We start from the raw sequence: 22,864 nt of genomic DNA, 5'->3' as shown, positions 1-22,864 counted from the left end.
CAGTCACTTCGATCAAATCGGGTAACTGTCAGATGATGTCGCGATTACTACAATTTAGATAACGCTCAATGCGGCACATGACACTTTTCACTTCAACGTGAAATCGACTCGGCTAGGCTTGCCCTGATCCTTGATGCCTTCTGCCGTCAATTTGGGTGCCAGCAGGAACATCCGCTCGTTCGCCACTTTGCCCTGCTCTTCCAGATGTCGCTTGACCAACAATGCGCGGCGCTCAGCGAGTGCCTTTAGTTCATTTTCGCCGATAGGTGCATTTGCAATCATCAGACTTTCCATTTCTTCTGGCGGCAGAGATTTGAGAAAGCCGAAAAAATTACGCGGCCTTGAGAAATTTTCTTCTTTGTAGGCTCGCTCCAGGAATTCCGGATATTCCTCAGGACTGATAGTCACTTCCTCCAGATTGGCGGGAACGTCATCAGATTTCATACTAAGAATTTTTTGCACTTTTATTTTTTGTGTGACATAGGCACGGCGGGCACCCTCATGATCGGTGGCAGGATCGACACGGCCAGTGATTTCCAACTTAAGCGCAGGGCGACCATTAAGCGCTTTGGCCAGTGTAGCTAGCTTGGCCTGTGCCTCCGGTGTCAAGTTGCTTAAACCGGGTGCGAATCCTACATAACCCAGTTCATCGCCGCCGCCAAAAGCTGAGGCCAGCAACGAGAACGGCGAGATGATGGCCTTGGTAATCAGATTAACAAAGACTTTGAAAATGGTGCCGCCGATGCTGAATGCAGGGTCAGATAGCGAACCAGAAATCGGCAAATTAATGTCAATCTCCCCACGGCTATTTTTCAGCAGTGAAACCGCAAGTAACACAGGTAATTTAAGCGCATCAGGGCTATCCACCTTTTCGCCGAAGGTTAACTGATCGAGAAATATACTGTTATTGGCCTTCAGCTTGCCATCATCAATATGGTAGGTTACATCTACTGACAGCTTGCCATTTTTGATGGTATAACCAGCATATTTGGTCGCATAAGGCGTTAAGCGAGTTAATTCGATGTTATGAGCTTTAGCTGCCAAGTCTAGAAATAGCTGAGCGCCAAGCGGGTTAATCTTGCCGATTATTTCCAAGTTACCATCATCGTTAATTTTGCCATTCATGACGAGATCGGCAGGCGTAAAATCGTCAGACGCGACCTTTGAAACCGAACCGGTCAGACTGCTCAGGTTAGCACTGTAGCTGGGCTTGATGAAGTTGTCGGAAAAATAAATATTGCCGCCTTCCAATGTAATTTTCCCAATTCGTATTAATGGTCTGACACTTTCATTATTAATAGCCTGTGCTGTGTCAGCTTCGTGAGTTGGGACATCAGCAGAAGAGCCATTCGACGTAGCTGAATTTTCTGTAGCAGCAATCTTTTGTGAAGGCAATTCAACTGCAGCCACTTCTGTGGAATTGTCTTTTGAAGGTGTAGATTGCGTCAGACTGGTAGGGGTGAGTTGTCCCTGTTCATTTTTTGTTGCGATATCCTGAAGATTAAGGTGCCCGTCGGTATTAACAATAATCCGTGCGTAAAAATCAGAAAGCATAATATTGCCAAGCGATACTGCGAGTGGATTTTTCTGCGTGTTGATTTGTGCATTTATATCGCTGATATTCAACGAATCCCAAAGCATGAAGTCATCACCATTGATATTGTCCAACATGTGAATATCGGCCAGATCGATAGAGCCGACATAGCTAGCACGCAGTGGCCGATGCTCAGGTAGCTGCACCATCAGCTTGCCATTAGCATTAAGAGTACCGTTGATAAAATTGGCGTTGATCTGGTCTGCAAAATAAGGCTGAAATGCTTTGACGCCAATCTTTTTACTGGCAATTTTAAGGTTAACGTTTAGCGGGCGTAATGTCAGGGTGCCATTGGCTTTCAGAATACCCCGTTTGTTGTGTCTAAGTTTGAGGGTCAACGGCGAGGGAGTTGAAGTGGCAGCTTCACTCGTCAAGTCAATATTTTCAAGTATGAGACTCAGGTTACTTAAATGCTGCACTGCAGGCTTGCCTTTGTTTTGAGGTGCCACCATTGCATCGCTAAAGTAAATATCGGATTGCTCAATTTTCAGCTTTTTCAATGATGACTCCCAAGCGCTGGGCTTGGCTATCGCATCAGGGTCAGTCGTGGCTTCTTTTGTTGCCTGGCGGTTGTCTGCAAGCATCGCCATTAAATTGATTTCACCTTTTGTGCTTCGCTTAATTTTTATATTGGCAGTATTAACGATCAGGCCATCAAGCACGGCGATTTGCTTCTCGAGATCAAACTGAAAGCCATCAAGCTTGACGTCTTTGGCAGTGATGCTGCTGCCCATCTCTTTGGGCAGCTTCACTTGCAGATTACGCAGGTGGGCACTGGCATTGGTGAGCAGCAGATTAACACCGGTTTCAGGCCACATAAGTTGATAAGGTAATTTGGCATCCAGCAGAGTATCTTCCAGTTCAGCGGCAAAAACTGGTGCAAAGTATGGCCGCAAGTGTTGCGGCAGCAGAGACGTGATTTCCAAATCGCCTTGTAAAGATTTACCGTTAAGCATGAGAGATCCCTGATGGCTCAAGGATTCACCTGCGTCGGTTTCTAATTTGACATGTAGAAGTGCTGGCGTATTTCCTTCCGTGCTGAATTTAGACAGGCTGGCATCCAGTCGCTTGATCGACAGTGCAGCAGGGCCAAACGCAGGGTCAGTCGTGTCATCTTGCCAATTTAAGCGCCCGTTCACAATTTCGGCACTGGCGAGCGAAAATTCAAATGGCTTGGACTCGGTAGTAGTGGCTGGCTGTTTGCTTGACGGTATGCCGGTGCTATTGCTGGCTTTGTTTTTCTGAACTGTCGAAGGCGATGTAAATGCATGCAAAAGATTAAGCGAACCATCCTGCAGACGATTCACTTGCAAATCTGGCCTTTCCAGTTTTATTTCTCGCAAACGCACCACACTGTTAAACGGCTCCACACTATCCAGCACAACCGAAAGTTTGTCCCATTGCACCAACGGTGCGCCTGATTTTTCCTGCAGCTGCAATTTACGAATGCTGGCATCACCACTGATGACGATAGTTTGCGAACTATCGCTTGTTTTAAAATCGACATTAAGGCGTGTATCCAACAAACCGGAGACCAATTTGAAATTTAATTGCACCGGTACAAATGGCATATAAGTTGCCAGCGACAGGCCATCGAGGTTGATCTGTGCTGAAGCTTCATGTGACGTGGCAAACGGCTTGGCTTTAGCCTCGATAGCGAGTGGAGTGCCATTTAGTTTTGCGCTAAACGCCGGAAAAGTAAAAATTTCGACATCGTGCGGCAGGTTTGAAAGAAATGGAATCGATAGATCGACATCTGAAATGGTGTGACGAGATTGCAGCACACGGTCGTCGTAATCAATGCGGCCTTGCTGGATGTGAATATTGTTTAGCGAGAAACGTGCAGGCGCATCGTCAGATTTTGGCTTAGCCAAAATTTTGTTAACTATGTCTGAGAAATTGAAGCTGTTTTCTTCTATGCGGATGATTCGAACAATTGGTTTTGTAACTCGAATTTCATTGATTACAGGTGCCAAACGTCTAACGCTAGCCAATGACGCATTTACATAAAGTTCATTTATCGCCAGAGTCTTTTCTTGTTGCTGACCCGCTTCATAGATGGAGATGTCACGTATCGTTGCTGAAAGCGTAAAGGGGTTAATGTTGACCTCGCCGAAATCAACCTTTCGTCCTATTTCGTCGCCAACTTTTTTGGCTACAAATGACTTGACGACTGGCGGACCGACAAAAAAAAGGAGTGTGCATAAAACGAGAAAAACTATAACAACGATTTTGCCCGTTGAAAAAAGTTGTCGCTTATGCTGCCGTGTAAAGCTCAGTTCGGATTTGCGCAGAAAGGCCATCATAGCTAAATATTACTCGTTTTCCATCAAAATAACCGCGTCTTCATCAGCTGGCTTAACGGATCAAATTTTAAATATTGTAATTGTCCATAGTTAAGACTTGAGCAAAGTATCAATGATACAAACGGACATGGCTTCTGAACTCGACTTAAAAGGGTCCAGAATGTTTTCCGCACGCCTTACTGAAAGTGTCATCGTACCCCCTACGTTCAAGCCATCTAATCGCAAGGACTACTGAGAACGGTCAGATTTAACAATGCAACATCCTCCACGGGTAACATGGTAGTGAGCACGAAAAAATTGATTCAGATAGAGCGAGATATGACAAGAGAAACAGAGCTAATATTTGCTATATTAATTAGACCTGCCCTCCAGCATTATACGTTACACGTGAAAAAAGGCCTGCAATAGAGCCGGCCTTTAATATATTTGGTGGGTTGTGAGCGACTCGAACGCTCGACCAACGGATTAAGAGTCCGATGCTCTACCAACTGAGCTAACAACCCAATAGAAAAATCTGAGGGGCGAATTGTAGGCAGACTAGCGAAATTGTCAAATTTTTTCTGATTTCAGACCCTGTATTTGGTGAATATTAACGTGTCCGGCAACATATAAATTGTTGTATTTTTTCAATCTTAAAAATTATCAGCTTTAAACTTTTCATTGTATTGAACCACTACAAATAGCTTGCGAAGAACCTGTCGTTTCACAAGCACACATCTTTAAGCATCGCAGTCAGCCCCATCCTCGGCCCCTAGAATATAGCTGCTGCACCATCCGAATCAGCGATGTACCTGAACCTCTGGTTTTTGTGAAAGCAGTCAGATTAAAGACCAAAAGCATACTGCGCGCTTTGAATTGTTGTGCCTGGATATTATGCTATGTTATAGTTTTTTCCAGATAACTAGGCTTTGTCACCGCTAGTTGATTTTAAATCAGGCAACCAATTGAATTTTATAAAAGATCTCTATTTTATAACCTGAGTTAATAACAAAATCATTATTTCGAATGCTGCCCTAGTTTTCTATCCATCATGACTCTAACTGATGAATACCATGGACAAAAAAATTGAAAATGCCAAGTTTCGCATAGACCAATGGCTGTGGGCTGCGCGCTTCTTCAAAACACGATCTTTATCTGTGGATGCTTTAGCGTGCGGCAAGGTATTGTGCAATGGCGTGCGTGTTAAGCCTGCAAAATCAGTTGTTGTCGGCGATATGATTTCTATCCGCCTTGGGCCATACCAATTCATAGTAGAGGTGTTAGCTCTATCCAGTAAACGAGGGCCCGCTCCCCAGGCACAGTTGCTTTACCGTGAGACAGAAGACAGTCTTCTGAAGAGACAAGCTCTATCTGAAGAGTTAAAAGCACAACCGACACCCACTTTTCTCAAAGGAAGGCCAACCAAGCGCGACCGAAGAGAAATTGAAAAGCTTAAGGATAGTGTTTGGTAATACGCCTGGTTAAAGATACGCTTACTTAATGACGTTGTTTTTGTTCTATCGGCTTGTTATTTTTTTCTACAGCACTGACAGCTTAAGGATTAAAAACATCTAAATCGTTCGGAAAAACAACCTCACCTTTATACAGTTCCTCAATAATCTTTTGAGTTTCTGGTTTCGCTGCAAAACTCCGTTTCATCATATGTGTCAGGAGTAATTTCTTAACGTTTGCTTCTTTTGCCATTTTTCCAATATACGAAGGGGTCATATGCAAATTCGCTGCAATGCCAGTGGCATTCTCCGGGATAGCGTTGTGCGCAACTAGAATATCGGAATCTTTTGCAAGGTTAGGCATCGCAGCTAAACGGCCACTCATATCACCTGTAAAGCTGATTACACAACCAGCCAGTTCTACGCGATAACCTACTGATGGAAAAGGCCCATGATAAGTTGGCACGGTTTTAACGCTTACTCCATTTTTATGAAAGACTTCTTTGATACTTAAATTTTTCGATGACCAAGGTATATTGCTTGTTTGTATTTTGTAAGCGCTTGATCCATCGGGATCAATAAAATCACCAAGGTAGGGGTACATTCCCGTTTTTTTTCCAACAGCGCGCTCTACAAATTGTTCCGCTGAGGAAACAAATTCAGCTCCACTTGGCCCTATTACGTCCAGAGTTTTAGTTCGACCTGTAAAAAATCCGCCTTTTACATAAGCTGGGAAATCCGCACTATGGTCAGCGTGAAAATGACTGAACAGCATCAATTCTACGTCCTCATAATTAGCTTTGCTTTGTTTGAAGCGTTGTAGACTTCCTGGTCCTGCATCAACAATCACACGCGCTTTGTTATCCAACCAGATCAGATAACCTGTAGATGCACTCTCATCTAGAAATTCAGGTCCGCGCGTGCCCAGCATTTGCAGTTGCACACGTTGCGACTGACATGAAGTGGGCGCAACCTGATTAGTAAGTGCTAGCGCTGGCGTAGCATTTAGAGCGGATAACGACAGAATTAAAATGAGTTGATTACGCATTACAATGCCCCTGTAGTTTAAAAGCTGTTGTTAAGTATTGGGCACCTCTAAAAATCCAACCTTCGTCACAATACCGCGTTACTCGAAAAAATTATCACTGGCATATCAAACATATGCTGCGTTCAATTTTTTACTCGCGCCATGTCATGTCGAGCAATGGGGTAAGCAGGCAAGTTGCCAAGTTGCTGCTCGAAAATTCAATTCTTAAAGACGCCCTAGTATAACAATCGTATATCCAACATAAATATTTAGGCTGTGGCGTACTGAGTTGTTTCTTGATGCATTTTATAGGCTTCCTTCTTTATTATGTGATATTTCTTACCTAGTATTCATCAACATCGCTCATAAAAACATGGTCTAACAATTTTACTGATATACAAACTCGAATTTACATTTTTGCAATTGTTTTGACTTGCCAATTGTAAAAAACAATTGTAACGAAATTATTCCAGTCTTTCTAAAATGAAGTATTTAACATGGCAAAGTACTTATTGACTTATTGTTGTGTCAGAAGCATCTGAAACTTGGGTTGCATTCAGATTTTAGGTTAGAATTCACTCCATTTTTTTATCTGGGTATAGGAAGTTGTGGCATTAATTGTTCAGAAATATGGTGGCACTTCGGTAAGCAATCCGGAACGCATTAAAAACGTGGTGCGACGCGTGGCGAAATTCAAAGCACTCGGACATCAAATAGTCGTTGTGGTTTCTGCCATGAGCGGTGAAACCAATCGCCTGATTGCATTGGCGAAAGAAATGCAAGCATATCCAGATCCGCGCGAACTTGATACGGTGGTTTCTACCGGCGAACAGGTGACAATCGGGTTGGTGTCGATGGGGCTAATGCAAGCGGGACTGAAAGCTAAAAGCTACACAGGTGCGCAAGTCAGAATTCTCACCGACAGTGCATTCACGAAGGCACGTATCCTTAGCATAGATGAGCAAAACATCAGCAATGATTTAGCTAACGGATATGTGATTGTAGTGGCTGGGTTTCAAGGCATAGATCAAACTGGAAACATCACCACTTTAGGACGGGGTGGTTCTGATACTACTGGAGTGGCTATTGCTGCAGCGCTTCACGCTGACGAATGCCAGATTTATACCGATGTTGATGGCGTATACACAACTGATCCTCGCCTAGTGCCGGAAGCTCGCCGTCTTAAGACTATTACCTTTGAAGAGATGCTAGAGATGGCTAGCCTCGGGTCGAAGGTATTGCAAATCCGCGCAGTGGAATTTGCCGGAAAATACAAGGTTAAGTTGCGTGTGTTATCAAGCTTCGAGGAAGATTGCGAAGGTACGCTGATTACTTTTGAGGAAAACAATAAGATGGAACAGGCGATTATTTCAGGTATAGCCTTCAACCGTGACGAAGCCAAGATCACCGTACGTGGTGTGCCAGATAAACCGGGCATTGCTTACCAGATACTGGGGCCCATAAGTGAAGCCAATGTTGACGTGGACATGATAATTCAGAACCTCGGTGTAGATGGTTCTACTGATTTTTCATTCACCGTGCATCGCAATGAATTCGATAAAGCGATGGAAATTTTAAAAAACAAAGTGCAAGGTCACATTGGCGCACTAAGTGTAGTAGGTGACAATAAAACTGCCAAAGTATCGGTAGTTGGAGTCGGAATGCGTTCGCACGTCGGCATCGCCAGCAAAATGTTTCGCTCCTTAGCGGAAGAGGGAATTAATATTCAAATGATTTCCACTTCGGAAATTAAAATCTCCGTTGTTATTGATGAAAAATACCTGGAGCTGGCTGTGCGCGTGTTGCATAAGGTATTTGATTTGGACCAAGAGCCAGCATAAAAGTACTATTTTTTTATTCGACACATCTCCTAAAAATTTATTTTTGCGAGCAGCCGCTTTGCGGCTTGCTTGCTTACCTCGCTTCGTACAATACGGTGTGACTCAAGTAAATTATCGATTTCATCGCCACCCCATTCATGTGGATGAAAGCGTCATGCGTGATTGCTTTATCTCGATCTCGTTCAGGATTTTGATTAATAAAAAATGCCTTTAGATGCGTATGCCTTTAGTCACTACCTCGCGGGTAAGATGAGGGGCAAATAGCTCGATGAAGTGATACGTAAAGCCGCGCAGAAATTCATTGCGACGGATGGCTATGCGCGTAGTGCTGGATTGAAACAGGTTGACCGTATCTATCATGCGTAAAAGTGTATCGCGTTCTGGAATGAACGCCATTTGGGCGACTATGCCGATTCCCAAACCTAACTCTACGTAAGTTTTAATTACGTCCGCATCAATAGCAGTGAGTACGATGTTCGGCGTTATGTTGTTAGCATTGAAGGCAGCGTTAATCTTGCCGCGACCACTAAATGCGAAGTCGTAAGTAATGATGGGATATTGAGCAATTTTTTTCAACGTCAGTTTTTTTTCCACCAATAGCGGGTGCCCTATTGGCACTACGATGCAGTGGTGCCATTCATAGCATGGCAAAGTTGTCAGCTCTCCGTACATGATTAGACTTTCGGTGGCGATGGCGACGTCTGCTTCTCCATCCAGTACCTGTTGCGCAATTTGGGTGGGGCTTCCTTGATGCAGGCTGAGCTTGACATTGGGATAACGCTTAATAAATTGTTTGACCACCGGTGGCAAGGCGTAACGCGCTTGGGTATGGGTGGTAGCGATAGTCAGTGAACCACTATCCTGGCTACGAAACTCCTGTCCCACTTGTTTTAAATTATCTACATCATGAAGCATGCGCTGTGCAATTTCGAGCACAGCCTTGCCGGGTTCAGTGATTCCGGTGAGGCGTTTGCCATTGCGCACAAATATCTCGATTCCCAACTCTTCTTCTAAAGATTTTATCTGCTTACTCAGCCCGGGTTGCGAGGTATACAGAGCTTTAGCTGCATCAGAAATATTTAATTCATGCTGAACAATCTTATGCAGGTAGCGCAATTGCTGTAAATTCATGGCGACCTCTCTTATAACTATTAATTATAAAATACTAACATAATATTATTTGATAACTATATGGGGGTGCGCTACCATGCGCGCCGATTTAAGGAGTTTAGATGGATTGGCTGTATACATTATCTGGTTTTGTGGTCGGCTTTGTGGTCGGCGTGACCGGCGTTGGCGGCGGCTCCTTAATGACACCGTTACTAGTGCTTGTGTTCGGCATTGCCCCGGCCACGGCAGTCGGCACTGATTTGCTGTATGCGGCACTGACAAAGATGGGCGGCATTTGGGTGCATGGGCGCCGCGGCACCGTAGATTGGAAGGTGGTTAAGCTACTGGCTATGGGCAGCTTGCCCGCATCGTTGCTCAGTATGGCACTGCTTCATTATTTAGCGCTGGACGAGAAATATTTAAAGTCGCTTATTACCAGCGTATTAAGTGTTGCATTACTGCTGACCGCGTCGGCACTGCTGTTCAAGCCCTATTTGGCAAAGCTTGGGAGACGTCCGGATGGTGTAATGTTTGAACTACATGCGCATCATTTAACCGGAGCGACTATTTTAACCGGTGCGATTTTAGGTGTGCTGGTAACGATTTCATCTGTTGGTGCGGGTGCGCTGGGCGTGGTGGTGTTGCTGTTTCTGTATCCACGTGTATCTATGGCCAAGATCGTCGGCACTGACATTGCACACGCGGTACCGCTTACTCTGGTTGCCGGGTTGGGGCACGCTGCCTTGGGTACGGTAGATTACGGGCTGTTGGGTTGTCTGTTATTGGGTTCGTTGCCTGGTATTTATCTGGGCAGCCATATTGGCATCAAGATCCCAGACAAAGTATTGCGCCCGATTCTGGCGACTATGTTGGCTATTATTGGTGTCAAGCTGATGCTGTACTGAAGATTATATCTTGATAGAGTGAGTTTTAAAAATGGGCTGCAGAGACACGTTTGCTTAACTTGGCATTATAATGCGCCGTTAATGTAAGGAAATTAAAAAATGTATAAATACGATGTTTATGACCATCAAATAGTTAATGAACGCGTGGCTCAGTATCGTGACCAAGTGCGCCGCCGTTTGTCAGGTGAACTGACAGAAGATGAATTTCGTATGCTGCGATTGCAGAACGGACTATATATGCAAATTCATGCTTATATGCTGCGTATCGCTGTGCCCTATGGCATGCTGTCTTCTACACAGATGCGCATGTTTGCGCACATAGCACGCAAATATGATCGTGGCTATGGTCACTTCACAACTCGTCAAAATATCCAATTTAATTGGATCAAGCTGGAAGAAACACCGGATTTATTAGCTGATCTTGCCACAGTTGAAATGCACGGAATTCAGACCTCAGGCAACTGCATCCGGAATATAACTTCCGATGAATATGCAGGCGTTGCGGCAGATGAGATTGTTGACCCGCGTCCATACGCCGAAATTCTACGCCAGTGGAGCACTTTCCATCCCGAGTTTGCCTACTTGCCGCGCAAATTCAAGATTGCAATAAATGGTGCAACCGAAGATCGTGCCGCGATCGCGGTGCATGATATCGGGCTGTCCGTGCTCAAGAATGAGCAAGGGGAAATTGGTTTCCGTGTATTAGTAGGTGGCGGCACGGCACGCACACCTATTGTCGGTAGCGAGATATGCGCCTTTTTGCCGTGGCAGCATTTGTTAACGTACATTGAATCCATCATGCGTGTCTATAACCAATATGGCCGCCGTGACAATATGTACAAGTCACGAATCAAAATACTGGTTAAAGCCATCGGAATTGAAGAATTCAGACGTCAGGTCGAAGAGGATTGGGCTGATCTAAAAGACGGTTCAGGCGTTTTGACAATTGAAGAACTGAACCGTGTCGCAGCCTACTTTACAGCGCCCGCTTATGAAACATTACCGGCAAATGATCCCGGCGTGGAGACTTACAAGGCTGAGAACAAAGCTTTTGCAAACTGGTTACAGCGTAACGTAAAGCCGCACAAGATTCCAGGCTATGCAGCTGTGCTGCTGTCACTCAAAAAATCGGGTATAGCGCCGGGAGATGCGAGTGCAGAGCAAATGGATGTTGTTGCAGATTTAGCAGATCGTTTCAGCTTCGGCGAGTTGCGAGTCACTCATAAGCAAAATTTGGTGCTGGCCGACGTTAAACAATCAGACCTTATCCGCCTTTGGAAAGAAGCAACAGAGCATGGCATGGCGTCGCCGAATATTGGCTTGCTGACCGATGTCATCTGCTGCCCCGGTGCAGATTTTTGCACCCTGGCATTTGCCAGATCGATCCCGCTTGCAAGAATAATTTCAGAACGTTTCGATAACCTCGATTTTCTTCATGACATTGGTGACATCGAGCTTAATATCTCAGGTTGCGTCAACGCTTGCGGACACAATCACATTGGTAATATTGGCGTTATCGGCGTCGACAAGAAGGATGGTGGTGAGTGGTATCAAGTGTCGGTTGGTGGTGCGCAGGGTAACAATACAGCAATCGGTAAAATAATTGGCCCCTCTTTCAACTTTCAACAAATGCCTGAGGTAATTGACCGGCTGCTGCAAGTTTATGTACGTGAGCGCTTTGAAGAAGAGCCTTTTATTGAGACGGTACGCAGGATAGGCATAGCGCCATTTAAAGAATATGTGTATGCAACACCGATAAATACAGAAGGTGCGATTGATAAAGATGCTTATGGATTTGTAGATAAGCCTGATAATTATACAGTTCAACGTAAATCGAGGTTTTAAAACATGATTATTAAAAATAAAGCCATTGTCAGTGATGATTGGACTGTCCTCCGGCTGTGTGAAAATGAAACGCCAGAATCAATCACCGTTCCTGCCGGAAAAATCATTGTTCCTCTCAAAGTGTGGCAGGCGCAAAAGGCCGAACTGCAAGCTCGTGCTGATTTGGGTGTCTGGCTTGCCAGTGATGAGCGGCCGGAAGAGCTGAAAGGTGAAGTGGAGAAGTTTAACGTCATCGCTGTTGATTTTCCTAAATTCGGAGATGGCCGAGGTTATTCCATTGCTTACAATTTACGCGCGCGTCTCGGCTATGTTGGCGAATTACGCGCTATCGGTGATGTGTTGCGTGACCAAATGTTCTACATGCAGCGCGTCGGCTTTGATGCTTTTGCACCACGCCCAGACAAAAATATCCATGATGCGTTAAAGGGTCTGACTGACTTTTCAGAAACCTATCAAATTTCGTTGGATCAAAAGTTACCACTGTTCCGCCGTGTGCAACGCGATGGAATTGCAACCACAGGCTCAACAAATGATTGAGTTGCAGAAAAAAATTGATCAAGTGTGCTCTGTGTTGGCCAATGCCGTACATGACTACGCTCCCGTTATTTTTGCTAACAGTTTGGGAGCGGAAGATATGGTGCTGACTGATTTGATCAACAAATATCAGCCCAGCATCGAAATGTTTAGCTTGGACACTGGGCGTTTGCCACAAGAAACTTATGACCTGATGCAGAAGGTTCGTGCACATTACAGCGTGCCGCTGAAAATTTTTTTTCCAGCGACTCAAACGGTTGAAAAGTACGTCGCCCTGAATGGAGTGAACGGCTTTTACGACAGCGTCGAGCTGCGTAAGAGCTGCTGCCATATGCGCAAGGTGGAACCGTTGAGCCGCGCCCTAGCTGGCAAACGCGCCTGGATCACTGGTATGCGTCGTGAGCAGGCGGCCACGCGGGGTGTTTTACAGGTATCGGGATTAGATGCCGATAATGGATTGCAGAAATTCAATCCGCTGCTCGACTGGAGTAATGCAGATGTGTGGAAATACCTCAAGCAATATGAGGTGCCTTACAACGAATTGCATGACCGTTTTTATCCCAGCATTGGTTGCGCGCCCTGTACCCGTGCTATCACGCCAGGCGAGGATATCCGCTCTGGGCGCTGGTGGTGGGAGAATGCGCAAAATAAGGAGTGTGGTTTGCACGTGAACAAAATTAGTCCGATCAAGCAGGTATAGTCTGTTCTGTATTTCGGCAGATGTCAGAAAAGGTGTGCCTTATCCACTCGCGGCATTTTATTTGTTGAACCATAAATTCAGTTATTTTGAATTTGAATTTTTAGAAGTTGAGGAAAAATGAGTAATCAATCTTTTACCCATCTGGATGTGCTGGAGAGTGAGTCTATACACATCATGCGAGAGGTAGCGGCAGAATGTAAAAATCCTGCGTTGCTATTCTCCGGCGGCAAGGATTCCATCGTTATGCTGCGATTGGCTGAAAAGGCTTTTCGCCCAGCACGCCTGCCTTTTCCACTGGTGCATATCGACACTGAGCATAATTTTCCAGAAGTAATCGCTTGTCGCGATAAGCTGGCATCTGATTTGGGTGAGCGGCTAATCGTACGTTCTTTGGATGACTCAATCAAAAAAGGAACGATTGTGCTGAAGAATGCCGATCAGGGACGAAATGTTTTCCAATCTGTAACCTTACTGGAAACAATTGCCGAGTTTGAATTCGATGCTTGTATTGGCGGTGCACGTCGTGACGAAGAGAAGGCACGCGCCAAAGAGCGCATCTTTTCTTTCCGCGACGAGTTCGGTCAGTGGGATCCGAAAAATCAGCGTCCCGAATTGTGGGACACGTACAACACTCGAGTGCATGCCGGGGAAAATATTCGCGTGTTTCCGATCAGCAATTGGACGGAAATGGATATTTGGGAATACATAGCTCGCGAGAACTTATACATCCCTGAAATTTATTACGCACATGAACGCGATGTAATTCGCCGTGATAATGGTATCTTGCCCGTGTCGCATCTGGTACAACCAAAGTCAGGTGAAAAAATAGAAAAAATGACGGTACGTTTCCGCACTGTGGGTGATATGACTTGTACCTGTCCAGTAGAATCAAATGCACGCAACGCGCAAGAAATTATTGAAGAAACAGCTATCACACGCATTACCGAGCGCGGTGCGACACGTATGGACGATCAAACTTCAGAGGCATCCATGGAACTGCGCAAAAAAGAAGGTTACTTTTAATTATGAGCAATACCACACAACTTCTTCGTTTTATTACTGCCGGCAGCGTTGACGATGGCAAAAGTACGTTAATTGGTCGCTTGTTACACGACTCCAAGTCCATTTTTGAAGATCAACTTTCTGCCATTACCAAAACCAGCGAGCGGCGAGGCGGCTTGGGCTCAGTGGATTTGTCACTGCTCACTGATGGTTTGCAGGCGGAACGCGAGCAGGGAATTACCATTGACGTAGCTTATCGCTACTTTGCCACGCCTAAGCGCAAATTTATAATTGGCGACACGCCTGGGCATGAGCAGTACACACGCAACATGGTTACTGCGGCTAGCACAGCAAACCTTGCGGTCATATTGATTGATGCACGTAAGGGCGTGCTGACGCAAACGCGCCGCCATACTTTTATCGCCAGCCTGGTGGGTGTGCCGCACGTTGTGCTGGCCGTCAACAAAATGGATATGGTGGATTATTCACAAGAAAAGTTCGATGCGATTTGCACAGAGTACCGCGCATTTGCCGCGCAGCTCGGACTGCATGACATGACCTGCATTCCAATGTCGGCATTGAATGGCGACATGGTGGTGGAGCGCGGCGAAAACTTAAACTGGTATCAAGGCAGCCCACTATTGGAACTGCTGGAAAATGTGGTAATTGACTATGACATCAACACAACCGATTTCCGCTATCCAGTGCAATGGGTGTGCCGTCCGCAGACGCAGGAATATCACGATTTCCGCGGTTATATGGGGCGTATTGAGTCGGGCGTAATCACAGTGGGCGATGAAATTACGATCCAGCCTTCCGGCCGCACCACTAAGGTAAAGGAGATCGTCACCTACGATGGCAACTTGCAAAGTGCGCGCGCGCCACAGTCGGTTACATTAACCCTGACGGATGAGATCGATATCTCGCGCGGCGATATGTTCGTAAAGTCTGAAACTATGCCGCAAGTTTCCAAGGAGTTTGAGGCGATGCTGTGCTGGCTGTCTGAGTCGCCGCTTGATCTGAACCGTAAATACATTATCAAGCACACCACGCGTGTAGTGAAGTGTTCGTTTGCGCGCCTTGGATATCGTGTAGATGTTAATACGCTGGAACAGCACAGCAGCAGCGCACTCAATATGAACGACATTGCTCGCGTGGCAATGAAGGTGCAGCTGCCGCTGGTATTTGATAGCTACATCAAAAACCGTTTTACAGGCAGCTTTATTGTCATTGATGAGGCGACGAATAACACCGTAGCGGCGGGAATGATTGCATAACCTGCAAATTCACAAGTTCACGCGCTAGCAGTCTGTAAAACGTAAAGAATCGTGGTTAAAATTTAGCTGATTAAGAGTAGTTTTTGCGAGCTTTCACCTTGCAGCGCAATATACACTGATCAGCTAAATTTCCAACCGATATCCTTTAAGTCCGACAGGCAACTAGTATGATGCACATCGTGTCAGCCGTTAAAGACATCAGTGTACGGCACGCATCCCACCACCAGCGGCTATTTTCATGCGCCAACACATATAGGATAGTAGATCCTACCCCTCCAGCGAATCCAACCAAGATAGCCAAAGCCGACGGCTCCATCCAAAAAAACAAGCTAAAAATTCAGCATAGTTGCACGCGAAATCAGCCCCAACCTGAGGTGCCGATGTTTGTGATTGTGTTCTCTTTGATTCCAATGAATAACTGTACAATTACCGCAAATAGCTGTACACCCCATTAATGCAATCCAGAAAATCATTTTCGAATCTATGCAACGCTTTGTATTTTAATATTTTTAATGCTTTATGAAATAGAAATAAAATGCAAAATTTACAAGCTTTGATAGTGGGCGAAAATGTTGAATTAATGATAGCTGTACCAACTTTATTGAGTAGGGCAGGTTTTGCTGTGGACGTCATATCAAATAGCTATATTTTTAAAAAACATCCAGCTATCAGAAATTTTGAATTTGTAGCCAATTCTGAGGACATGGCTAAAGTCGCTTCTGAAAAAAACAAAAATAATTACTCGTTAATTGTTATTGGCGACGACCACACATTAAAAAGAATCTTGAATTCAGATTTATCAGTTGAAGAAATAATAGCGTTACTGCCGATTCAGTCAATAAAAAATCTTGATCACATTTATTCCAAAATTGGATTGTCCAGAGTACTCCGGGAATTTGGAATAAACACGCCCGAATTTCGCATTATCAACGATAAATCAGAATTAAAACAATCCGTTAAATCTTTAGGATACCCAGTGTTCGTCAAGGTAGATTCCTCAGGCGGAGGTTTCGGCGTATTTGAATGCTCGAATAATGGCGATATTGAAATATTATTAAAGAAATTACAAATATACCCTGTGCTGTTACAAAAAAAAATTCAAGGTGTTGAGTTAGATTTAAGTGGTTTTTATCAAAATTGCAAATTGATACATTTCAGCTATTCAAGGATAGAGAGAGTCAATGGCAAATTTGGTGCATCTGTACTAAGAACGTATGTACAAATCGCACATCTACAAAAAAATATTTTTGATGAATTAGAATCTTTAGGCAAGGCACTTGGCGCAAATGGCTTTGTGAATATTGCTTGTATCCAATCAGATCACGATAAAAAAATATATTTTATTGAAGCAGATATGAGGCCTACCGCTTGGGTTGATTTCTCAAAATTCATCGGTGATGACCCCGCCATTCAAATTAAAAAATTTTTTTCGAATGGGAATACATTGCAGCATCCTTATCCGGTAAATTTCGCATACCCTGATCAAATCCCCTTGCCATATTTTTCAAGAATCAAGTTATGGGAGTTAGCAATAAATCGTTATTCCGTATGGAGGTACCTACCAAATAAAGATCATCGTGCAATTACCTTGTATCTCATTATCAGAAAAATTAAAACAACGGCAATACAAAAACTTAAGCCCTTGATGCCTGAAAAATACTGGGTAAAACTTAAATTCGCCTATCAGAAATCAAGAAATAGCATACTTCATATACTAGTGAAATAACTTAAATGGCATCTCTAAAGTGACTAAACTTTCTAAAATATATTTCTGTATGGCCTTCGATTAACTTGTAGTAATGCAATATATCGCATGGGGAAAATATTGTTTAAATGAGCATAGAAAGCAACCCATTTAACGACAACCAACATAACCCGCTTCGATCTATGAGCTAATGCCAGCCACACTTCTGGTGAAAGAAACAGCGGAACGGAATGTGTCGATGTTCCAACCATAGGCGATGCGCACGTTATAGCGCGTAACAGCCCTCCGAGCAACGCAGCCAGCAAAAGTTGGTAGGCCCCGTTCTAACCAAACCGTTCGAAAGCTTGCCGAATAGCTGATCCCGTGCCGTCGTCAAACCGATGTCTCTACGCTAATCCATCACAGAAATTATTGCCCGAATACAAACCCTATACTAAAGCCATAGAGACTACCTTCCAAAACACAAGCCGTCTCAGGCCTGCGTCATGATGAACTCTTTGTCTGTGTAAGGAGCAAAGTCGGTATGAATGCATTACTACTATTTCTGGATTCTTTTACATCGTCTTCGGGCTAGGATACCAACAACACAAAGTCGACTACCGTCATCATCAGGCGGCATTTGTGAACGGCATATTATCGAAGTCATGAACCTGCTCGTGCTGCATTTGGGGACAAGTATATTCCCGGCGGGAATGGCGGTATTTTTGATAGGTGGTCCATTGGGAGGCATTACAGCAATCTGCTTGAATAGCATGGTATGCGCCCAAGTCAGAGACCGCAAGGTGGGAAAGCCTAACGAATCACCCGCCTTGCCGGAATCTTCAATCTTTTTGCAGCGAAGAGCATTCCTTCGTCCAGAGTGGCGGTAAACGCTACCCCGTTGTTTTGCGCCACGGCCAAGTGCAAGGCATCCGGACCGCGTAGCTGAGTGGCAAAGTGAGCGACATATTCCTGTGCCAGATCGAAATCATTGGCACTAGGAATGAGGACGACTAGAGATGCAGCAACTATCGAATAAAACTCCGCAATTAAATGCTTCCCTTGGTTTGCGGTTAGCGTTTTCATGCGTACATCGCGAGAAATCAGGCTAGCAAATTCGACAGATGCCCATTTGCTGACTGCCAGCGTTCCCGCCGTTTGACGAGATAGAAAATCAGCAATCTTCGCCGAAGTGGCCTCCTCCCGAAACAGCGGTGTCAGAAAACTGGTGTCCAGATAAATCATTCTGCGTCACGCAATTCGCGTAGCGACTCGGCACTGCTATTTTTCCACCCTGGCATCTGTTGGCGAAGCTCTGCTAGACGTTGCACCGGCAAAGGCTGCTTGAGAGGGCTGGCAGGCACCACCCTTGCAACTGGACGTCCGTGACGAGTAATAACAACCTCCTCGCCGGATTCAACGGTATTAAGCAACTCGCTCAAGTGCGCTTTAGCTTGAGCCAAACTCATTGCATGCATATGCAAATCCTTTATGACTAAAATAATAGTCATATTTTACGACGTATCAGCAGAAAAGCAAGTCCAGAAAAAACGTACTGCTTCTGAGAAAATAAGGGGCAGGAATACAAAGGTACTGATCAGCATGCCACTAAGTTAAGGAAGTTCGGCATATTTAAAGCAATAAGTTAAGCCCGTATTGGCGTGTGTTTTACAATAGTCTAACTTTGCTAAAAAAGGATTAACTTAGTGGCAGTCGGTACCGCCCCTTTTATTCGCAAATGGAGACTACGCCATTAAAAATAAAAGTGTTATGTGGAGACTTGATCCTTCTTCTATTCATTGATCGACTGCTTTCGACACATACCGGCCATCCGACTTTCCGGAAATCAGACCTTCAACGTTACTCCTCAGGCGCGACCTTTTGGGCGTCGCCTGCAGGAGATTGTTACGCAATCAAATATTTTTGCTGTCATATGACCAATGCAAGAGAGCCTGTCTCTGGACGGGTCTGCACGCCAAGTCTCCTTTACGACAGTGTTTCTTAAGCTGGGCAACGTGGCGCTGCATGGCTTTCCATCTCTTGATCTGGCGTTCGTCATCATCTGTACGTCTACCCATATAGTATCGACAGTACCACTGAAACCATCCTCTGGGATCATGGTGCCAAATCCATCCCTTTTCAATCCAATAGAGGAGTGGTTTGGAGGCGCTCACCTTGAAAAAATTTAAGTTGGGGTTTGTGCGCGATGGTGACAACTTCGCTCTTGCAAACCACGATGTCGGAAACTCCTGCTGGCAATCGGTCATGTACTTCCCGCCGAAGACTCCCAAATGTAACATTTGCTTCGGTGTGAGTTCAGGAGAAAAGTCCGGATGGAAACAACGCCCTGTGGGTTTAGTCAGCAGATATTTATATCCTTGCTGCATGCGGTCGTTTACGATGATTTCTTTTGGATTCATTCTTTAGGCATAACGCTTCGCATCAGCGGCGCGGCTCTGCCGCGTCCGACTGCATCCGATTGTTATAAAGCAGTTTACATTGCATGGAAATCCTTAATTCCGAATAAAAAAGTTACCAACATGAAGTAATTTAGTATGAGCACTGCCATAACTGTTCCTCCTGCTGCTGCTATAGGTATAGCTACTACGTTACTGAATCGTGTCGCCAGAAACTTGTAATAAAGTATGATCAATAATAGTAAACAAAGAATTGAATAGAAGAAAACAGTTGGCCCTATTGAACCTAAATTTCCGAGCTTGAAAATTAGACTTGTAATAGGGGGAATTATAAATGCCGCTACGGTGCCTCCAATTGCCTCAATTCCTAGTTTCATGATTATTCTAATCCTGCTTTATAACGCTGCCATAACCGGCCGACACGCAGTGTGGAGGTCCAGCCAGCTTTGCTGGCGATGGTTCATGGTCTTGTTATGTTCCAATGCTGCCGCTAGCCGCCTCAATTTGAAGGAGAAAACCTATGGTAAGGCAAATAACTCCAATTACTCCCCAAAAAAATGACAAATGCATATGTGGCTCTAACTCATTTTCTATTTCTCTCTCTAATTTATTTGCGTTGTCATAATATTTCTTTGTTACACCGTCTGACATTTTTCTTTTCTCTTCCTCACTATATACATCGGAAGGCAGGTTTAGATACGTATTCTTCATATGCTTTGCAAATTCTAGGCGCTGCTTTTGATGACCACGCAATAGATTCGCGCGGTTCCTTTTAGGGTAGCCTCGCAGGATTTCGTATGCTATGCACCACGTTCCGACTATATCGAATATCAGTCCTACAATCGTTAGATTCATGAAATTGCACCTGCTAATTGATTAAGAACATAACGTCGAGCTAAAGGGCGCCAATGGAGCGCAGCGGAATTGGCGTCCATTTTGAGCGCCGTGTTATGCAAAATTGCGCTCCATGAAATCCCGGACATCCTTAATCATTGAAATGACATCACTACTTTCAAACTCATTCCAATTCCCATGAGCGGCGCTATTTCTTAAATCTGCAAGTGCAGTAATTTTCTTTTGTGTTAACTTGTTGTACGCCCCTGATTTTGCAAGTTGCGCATTCATCCAATCAAGTTTAGGTTTATCTGGGAGCGTAATAGCGCTTCCAACACAGAGCTTTCTCAACCCATCTTCAAGCACACTACCGGCAATGACCGCCGAGGCCTGATAGTAGTTGGCCTCCAAAAGGTGCTCTGCCTGCTCTAGGAACTCATCAAACAAGTCTGCTTCAATTAATTTTTTGACCTCAAAAAGTGCCCCATTCTCAAAGTCATCTTTTGCCGACAACAGCACACCATAAGATTGATCGATGTCAGGCCACTTAGGATAATCTTTAAAATGCTTTTTTAGGCTTTGATAATGGACACTGGATTCACCGAAAACCCTTTGAATTAGATTTAGCGAGCTCGTCAGCCATTGGTTGGCCAGTTGAACATCTACAAAATCACTCGTGATATGACCGGGGGATGGTGAACGACGCGTTCCTCGTACTTTTTGACCCAGCTCAAGCAAGGCATTTAATCGCTCTGTGATTTTCGCATCAACACTCATAAGAATCTTTCATGCATAACGTCGCAAATAACCGACGCAATGTGAGCGGCAGCGAATATTGCGTCCGTGTTGATTTGCCTTGTTAGGCTGGGCCCCTTGTCTATTGGCAAGCACCTGCCTGCCGTGCCCCGTAGGTTGCTTGGCTCACGGTGTATTTGTTTCCGGCACTCGATGAAAGTTGTTGAATGAGGCCCTTGCACGAGAAGCCCATCACGCTGAGGTACTTCTTCGCAGACCTAACCGCTTCCTTGTTCCAATCAATGTTCAGGCTATCTACTGCTACGGTTGCATCGGCAACCTTATAACCATCCCCAACATCTGATGAAAGCTGCTGAATGAGTCCGTCCCGTGAGAAGCTCAGCACGCTGAGGTACTGTTTCGCAGACCTAACTGCATTTTTCTGAGGTCCAGTCAGACTTTCCGCCCATATAGGCGCGGCCGCAAACAAAGTAACGATCATTGCCAATTTCAAATAATTCATTGTAATTTCCCCACGTGTGAAAAATGTAAGCCTAACGACGCTGTAGAAAAACTACTTGAGAGGTCGAGCGTATCATTGTTTGAGGGTCTTCAAACCCTTCCAGACTAGACGATCGTCGATTACAGCGCATTTTGAAAGGTCGAATTTTGCACATCACTATTCCAATTTCTCATAAAGTGGTTTTTCTACAGCCTCAACGTCGCAAATAACCGGAGCAATGTGAGCGCCAGCGAGCATTGCGTCCGTGTTGATTTGCCTTGTTAGATTTTTATTACTTCTACTTTTTTGAGAACAAGCATTTCCTTTCCACTACTAATAGTATCTACGCATTGTTCAGAGCTAGCAAAAATAACTACACATTTTTGTTCTTTAGATTTAGAGCTTGGATAAACAATCCCATCTATTTCATTTCCTAATCTAGTGTGCGGAAATATATGCTTAATGTATTCAGTTACAACCTGAGTTGGAACATAATCAACATGAGCACGATCTATTCTTTCTATTGGCTTAGAAAAGTCGCTTATAAAATCTTTCAGGAATTTTAACAAAAACCTATCTTCTCTTTTTATTTCATCAAATAAGCTAGGGATTTGGATCTTTTCAGATAAATCTATGACCCAAAGAATTCTAGCTGGGTTAAAAGTTCCGCATACAATTTCTTTGTTGGCTTGCTTTTCAGGTTCATATGTTTCAGAAATAGCAGTTTCTATCTCAAAAGAACCATAAAACATTGAGATGCCTGCAGGGCTCATACGGTTAGCAAGCAATGCTTTATCTTTTGGGGGTGAACCTAACTCTTTTGCACTCTTAAGCTCCTTACCTTTATCAACAACCCTAACACGATAAATATCATCTTCTTGATCAATTGTTTTTACAAGACCTAAGCGTGTGATGATTTCGGTTAAAGAATTTAATATCTCTACTGGGACCATTTCATCATACGGCGAAGCATTATCTACTTTTTTCAAGAATACATATCTTGAGCTATGCTTCACAAGCTCAGAAAAATTATTCCATGCTGAAATAAGTCTTTCGTTCTCATCAGATGTAGTAATCGCGACATCATCTGACAGTTACCCGATTTGATCGAAGTGACTGTC

General features: G+C 44.4%; 20 protein-coding genes and 1 tRNA gene. 11 read left to right on the top strand and 10 right to left on the bottom strand.

Features of this window, described 5'->3' with window-relative positions:
* Positions 1 to 87: 87 nt before the first annotated feature.
* Together MJ770_RS05995 and MJ770_RS05990 are read right to left on the bottom strand one after the other, a co-directional pair.
* Positions 88 to 3,900, bottom strand: coding sequence for a DUF748 domain-containing protein (locus MJ770_RS05995; protein WP_239250702.1), 3,813 nt, complete (start codon positions 3,898 to 3,900; stop codon positions 88 to 90).
* Between the two features lie 427 nt (positions 3,901 to 4,327).
* Positions 4,328 to 4,403 (bottom strand) — tRNA-Lys (locus MJ770_RS05990).
* A gap of 549 nt (positions 4,404 to 4,952) precedes the next feature.
* Between MJ770_RS05990 and MJ770_RS05985 the strand changes: the two genes are divergently transcribed.
* Positions 4,953 to 5,351: an RNA-binding S4 domain-containing protein gene (locus MJ770_RS05985; RefSeq protein ID WP_239250701.1), complete on the top strand. Its 399-nt coding sequence runs from the start codon at positions 4,953 to 4,955 to the stop codon at positions 5,349 to 5,351.
* An 82-nt stretch (positions 5,352 to 5,433) separates the two neighbouring features.
* On the opposite strand, the gene MJ770_RS05980 is transcribed toward MJ770_RS05985, so the two are convergent.
* Positions 5,434 to 6,378, bottom strand: coding sequence for an MBL fold metallo-hydrolase (locus MJ770_RS05980; protein WP_239250700.1), 945 nt, complete (start codon positions 6,376 to 6,378; stop codon positions 5,434 to 5,436).
* A gap of 587 nt (positions 6,379 to 6,965) precedes the next feature.
* On the opposite strand from MJ770_RS05980, the gene MJ770_RS05975 reads away from it, so the two are divergent.
* Entirely contained in the window at positions 6,966 to 8,198 is a 1,233-nt protein-coding gene (locus MJ770_RS05975; protein ID WP_239250699.1) for an aspartate kinase, read from the top strand.
* Positions 8,199 to 8,408: 210 nt separating this feature from the next.
* Here MJ770_RS05975 and cysB read toward each other — a convergent pair whose 3' ends face one another.
* Entirely contained in the window at positions 8,409 to 9,329 is a 921-nt protein-coding gene (cysB, locus tag MJ770_RS05970; RefSeq protein ID WP_239250698.1) for an HTH-type transcriptional regulator CysB, read from the bottom strand.
* A gap of 101 nt (positions 9,330 to 9,430) precedes the next feature.
* On the opposite strand from cysB, the gene MJ770_RS05965 reads away from it, so the two are divergent.
* The 7 genes from MJ770_RS05965 (at position 9,431) to MJ770_RS05935 (ending at position 17,297) form a co-directional block, all read left to right on the top strand.
* The gene (locus MJ770_RS05965; protein WP_239250697.1) at positions 9,431 to 10,213 is read left to right on the top strand and encodes a sulfite exporter TauE/SafE family protein; all 783 of its coding nucleotides are present in this window, start codon (positions 9,431 to 9,433) and stop codon (positions 10,211 to 10,213) included.
* A 99-nt stretch (positions 10,214 to 10,312) separates the two neighbouring features.
* Complete coding sequence (locus MJ770_RS05960; RefSeq protein WP_239250696.1) at positions 10,313 to 12,058, top strand: nitrite/sulfite reductase; 1,746 nt, start codon at positions 10,313 to 10,315, stop codon at positions 12,056 to 12,058.
* 3 nt (positions 12,059 to 12,061) lie between these two features.
* A complete protein-coding gene (locus MJ770_RS05955) occupies positions 12,062 to 12,595 on the top strand; it encodes a DUF934 domain-containing protein (RefSeq protein WP_239250695.1) in 534 nt (177 codons plus the stop codon).
* Positions 12,588 to 13,292: a phosphoadenylyl-sulfate reductase gene (locus tag MJ770_RS05950; protein WP_239250694.1), complete on the top strand. Its 705-nt coding sequence runs from the start codon at positions 12,588 to 12,590 to the stop codon at positions 13,290 to 13,292. The genes MJ770_RS05955 and MJ770_RS05950 overlap by 8 nt, the downstream gene beginning before the upstream one ends.
* A gap of 117 nt (positions 13,293 to 13,409) precedes the next feature.
* Complete coding sequence (cysD, locus tag MJ770_RS05945) at positions 13,410 to 14,315, top strand: sulfate adenylyltransferase subunit CysD (RefSeq protein WP_239250693.1); 906 nt, start codon at positions 13,410 to 13,412, stop codon at positions 14,313 to 14,315.
* 2 nt (positions 14,316 to 14,317) lie between these two features.
* Positions 14,318 to 15,571, top strand: a complete 1,254-nt coding sequence (gene cysN / locus MJ770_RS05940) for a sulfate adenylyltransferase subunit CysN (protein WP_239250692.1) — start codon at positions 14,318 to 14,320, stop codon at positions 15,569 to 15,571.
* A gap of 535 nt (positions 15,572 to 16,106) precedes the next feature.
* The gene (locus MJ770_RS05935; RefSeq protein ID WP_239250691.1) at positions 16,107 to 17,297 is read left to right on the top strand and encodes an ATP-grasp domain-containing protein; all 1,191 of its coding nucleotides are present in this window, start codon (positions 16,107 to 16,109) and stop codon (positions 17,295 to 17,297) included.
* Between the two features lie 771 nt (positions 17,298 to 18,068).
* Here the strand turns inward: MJ770_RS05935 and MJ770_RS05930 are convergent.
* Both MJ770_RS05930 and MJ770_RS05925 read right to left on the bottom strand, forming a co-directional pair.
* Positions 18,069 to 18,500, bottom strand: coding sequence for a type II toxin-antitoxin system VapC family toxin (locus MJ770_RS05930; RefSeq protein ID WP_239250690.1), 432 nt, complete (start codon positions 18,498 to 18,500; stop codon positions 18,069 to 18,071).
* Positions 18,497 to 18,733, bottom strand: coding sequence for a type II toxin-antitoxin system Phd/YefM family antitoxin (locus tag MJ770_RS05925; RefSeq protein WP_239250689.1), 237 nt, complete (start codon positions 18,731 to 18,733; stop codon positions 18,497 to 18,499). The genes MJ770_RS05930 and MJ770_RS05925 overlap by 4 nt, the downstream gene beginning before the upstream one ends.
* Positions 18,734 to 19,195: 462 nt before the next feature.
* Here MJ770_RS05925 and MJ770_RS05920 point away from each other — a divergent pair, with 462 nt between their 5' ends.
* Both MJ770_RS05920 and MJ770_RS05915 read left to right on the top strand, forming a co-directional pair.
* Positions 19,196 to 19,444, top strand: coding sequence for a hypothetical protein (locus MJ770_RS05920; protein WP_239250688.1), 249 nt, complete (start codon positions 19,196 to 19,198; stop codon positions 19,442 to 19,444).
* A gap of 144 nt (positions 19,445 to 19,588) precedes the next feature.
* A complete protein-coding gene (locus MJ770_RS05915) occupies positions 19,589 to 19,804 on the top strand; it encodes a hypothetical protein (RefSeq protein WP_239250687.1) in 216 nt (71 codons plus the stop codon).
* Between the two features lie 339 nt (positions 19,805 to 20,143).
* Here the strand turns inward: MJ770_RS05915 and MJ770_RS05910 are convergent, their stop codons facing one another.
* The 4 genes from MJ770_RS05910 to MJ770_RS05895 form a co-directional block, all read right to left on the bottom strand.
* Positions 20,144 to 20,527 (bottom strand): hypothetical protein, encoded by a 384-nt coding sequence (locus MJ770_RS05910; protein WP_239250686.1) that lies wholly within the window; start codon positions 20,525 to 20,527, stop codon positions 20,144 to 20,146.
* 93 nt (positions 20,528 to 20,620) lie between these two features.
* Complete coding sequence (locus tag MJ770_RS05905) at positions 20,621 to 21,283, bottom strand: hypothetical protein (protein WP_239250685.1); 663 nt, start codon at positions 21,281 to 21,283, stop codon at positions 20,621 to 20,623.
* A gap of 100 nt (positions 21,284 to 21,383) precedes the next feature.
* Positions 21,384 to 21,764: an Ltp family lipoprotein gene (locus MJ770_RS05900; protein WP_239250684.1), complete on the bottom strand. Its 381-nt coding sequence runs from the start codon at positions 21,762 to 21,764 to the stop codon at positions 21,384 to 21,386.
* 260 nt (positions 21,765 to 22,024) lie between these two features.
* Positions 22,025 to 22,732: an RES family NAD+ phosphorylase gene (locus MJ770_RS05895; RefSeq protein WP_239250683.1), complete on the bottom strand. Its 708-nt coding sequence runs from the start codon at positions 22,730 to 22,732 to the stop codon at positions 22,025 to 22,027.
* Positions 22,733 to 22,864: the final 132 nt, after the last annotated feature.

This window comes from Candidatus Nitrotoga sp. M5 (genome assembly GCF_927904885.1).
Taxonomy (GTDB): Bacteria; Pseudomonadota; Gammaproteobacteria; order Burkholderiales; family Gallionellaceae; genus Nitrotoga.
The sequence above is the reverse complement of the archived record's forward strand: the minus strand, read 5'-3'. Positions and strand labels throughout refer to the sequence as shown.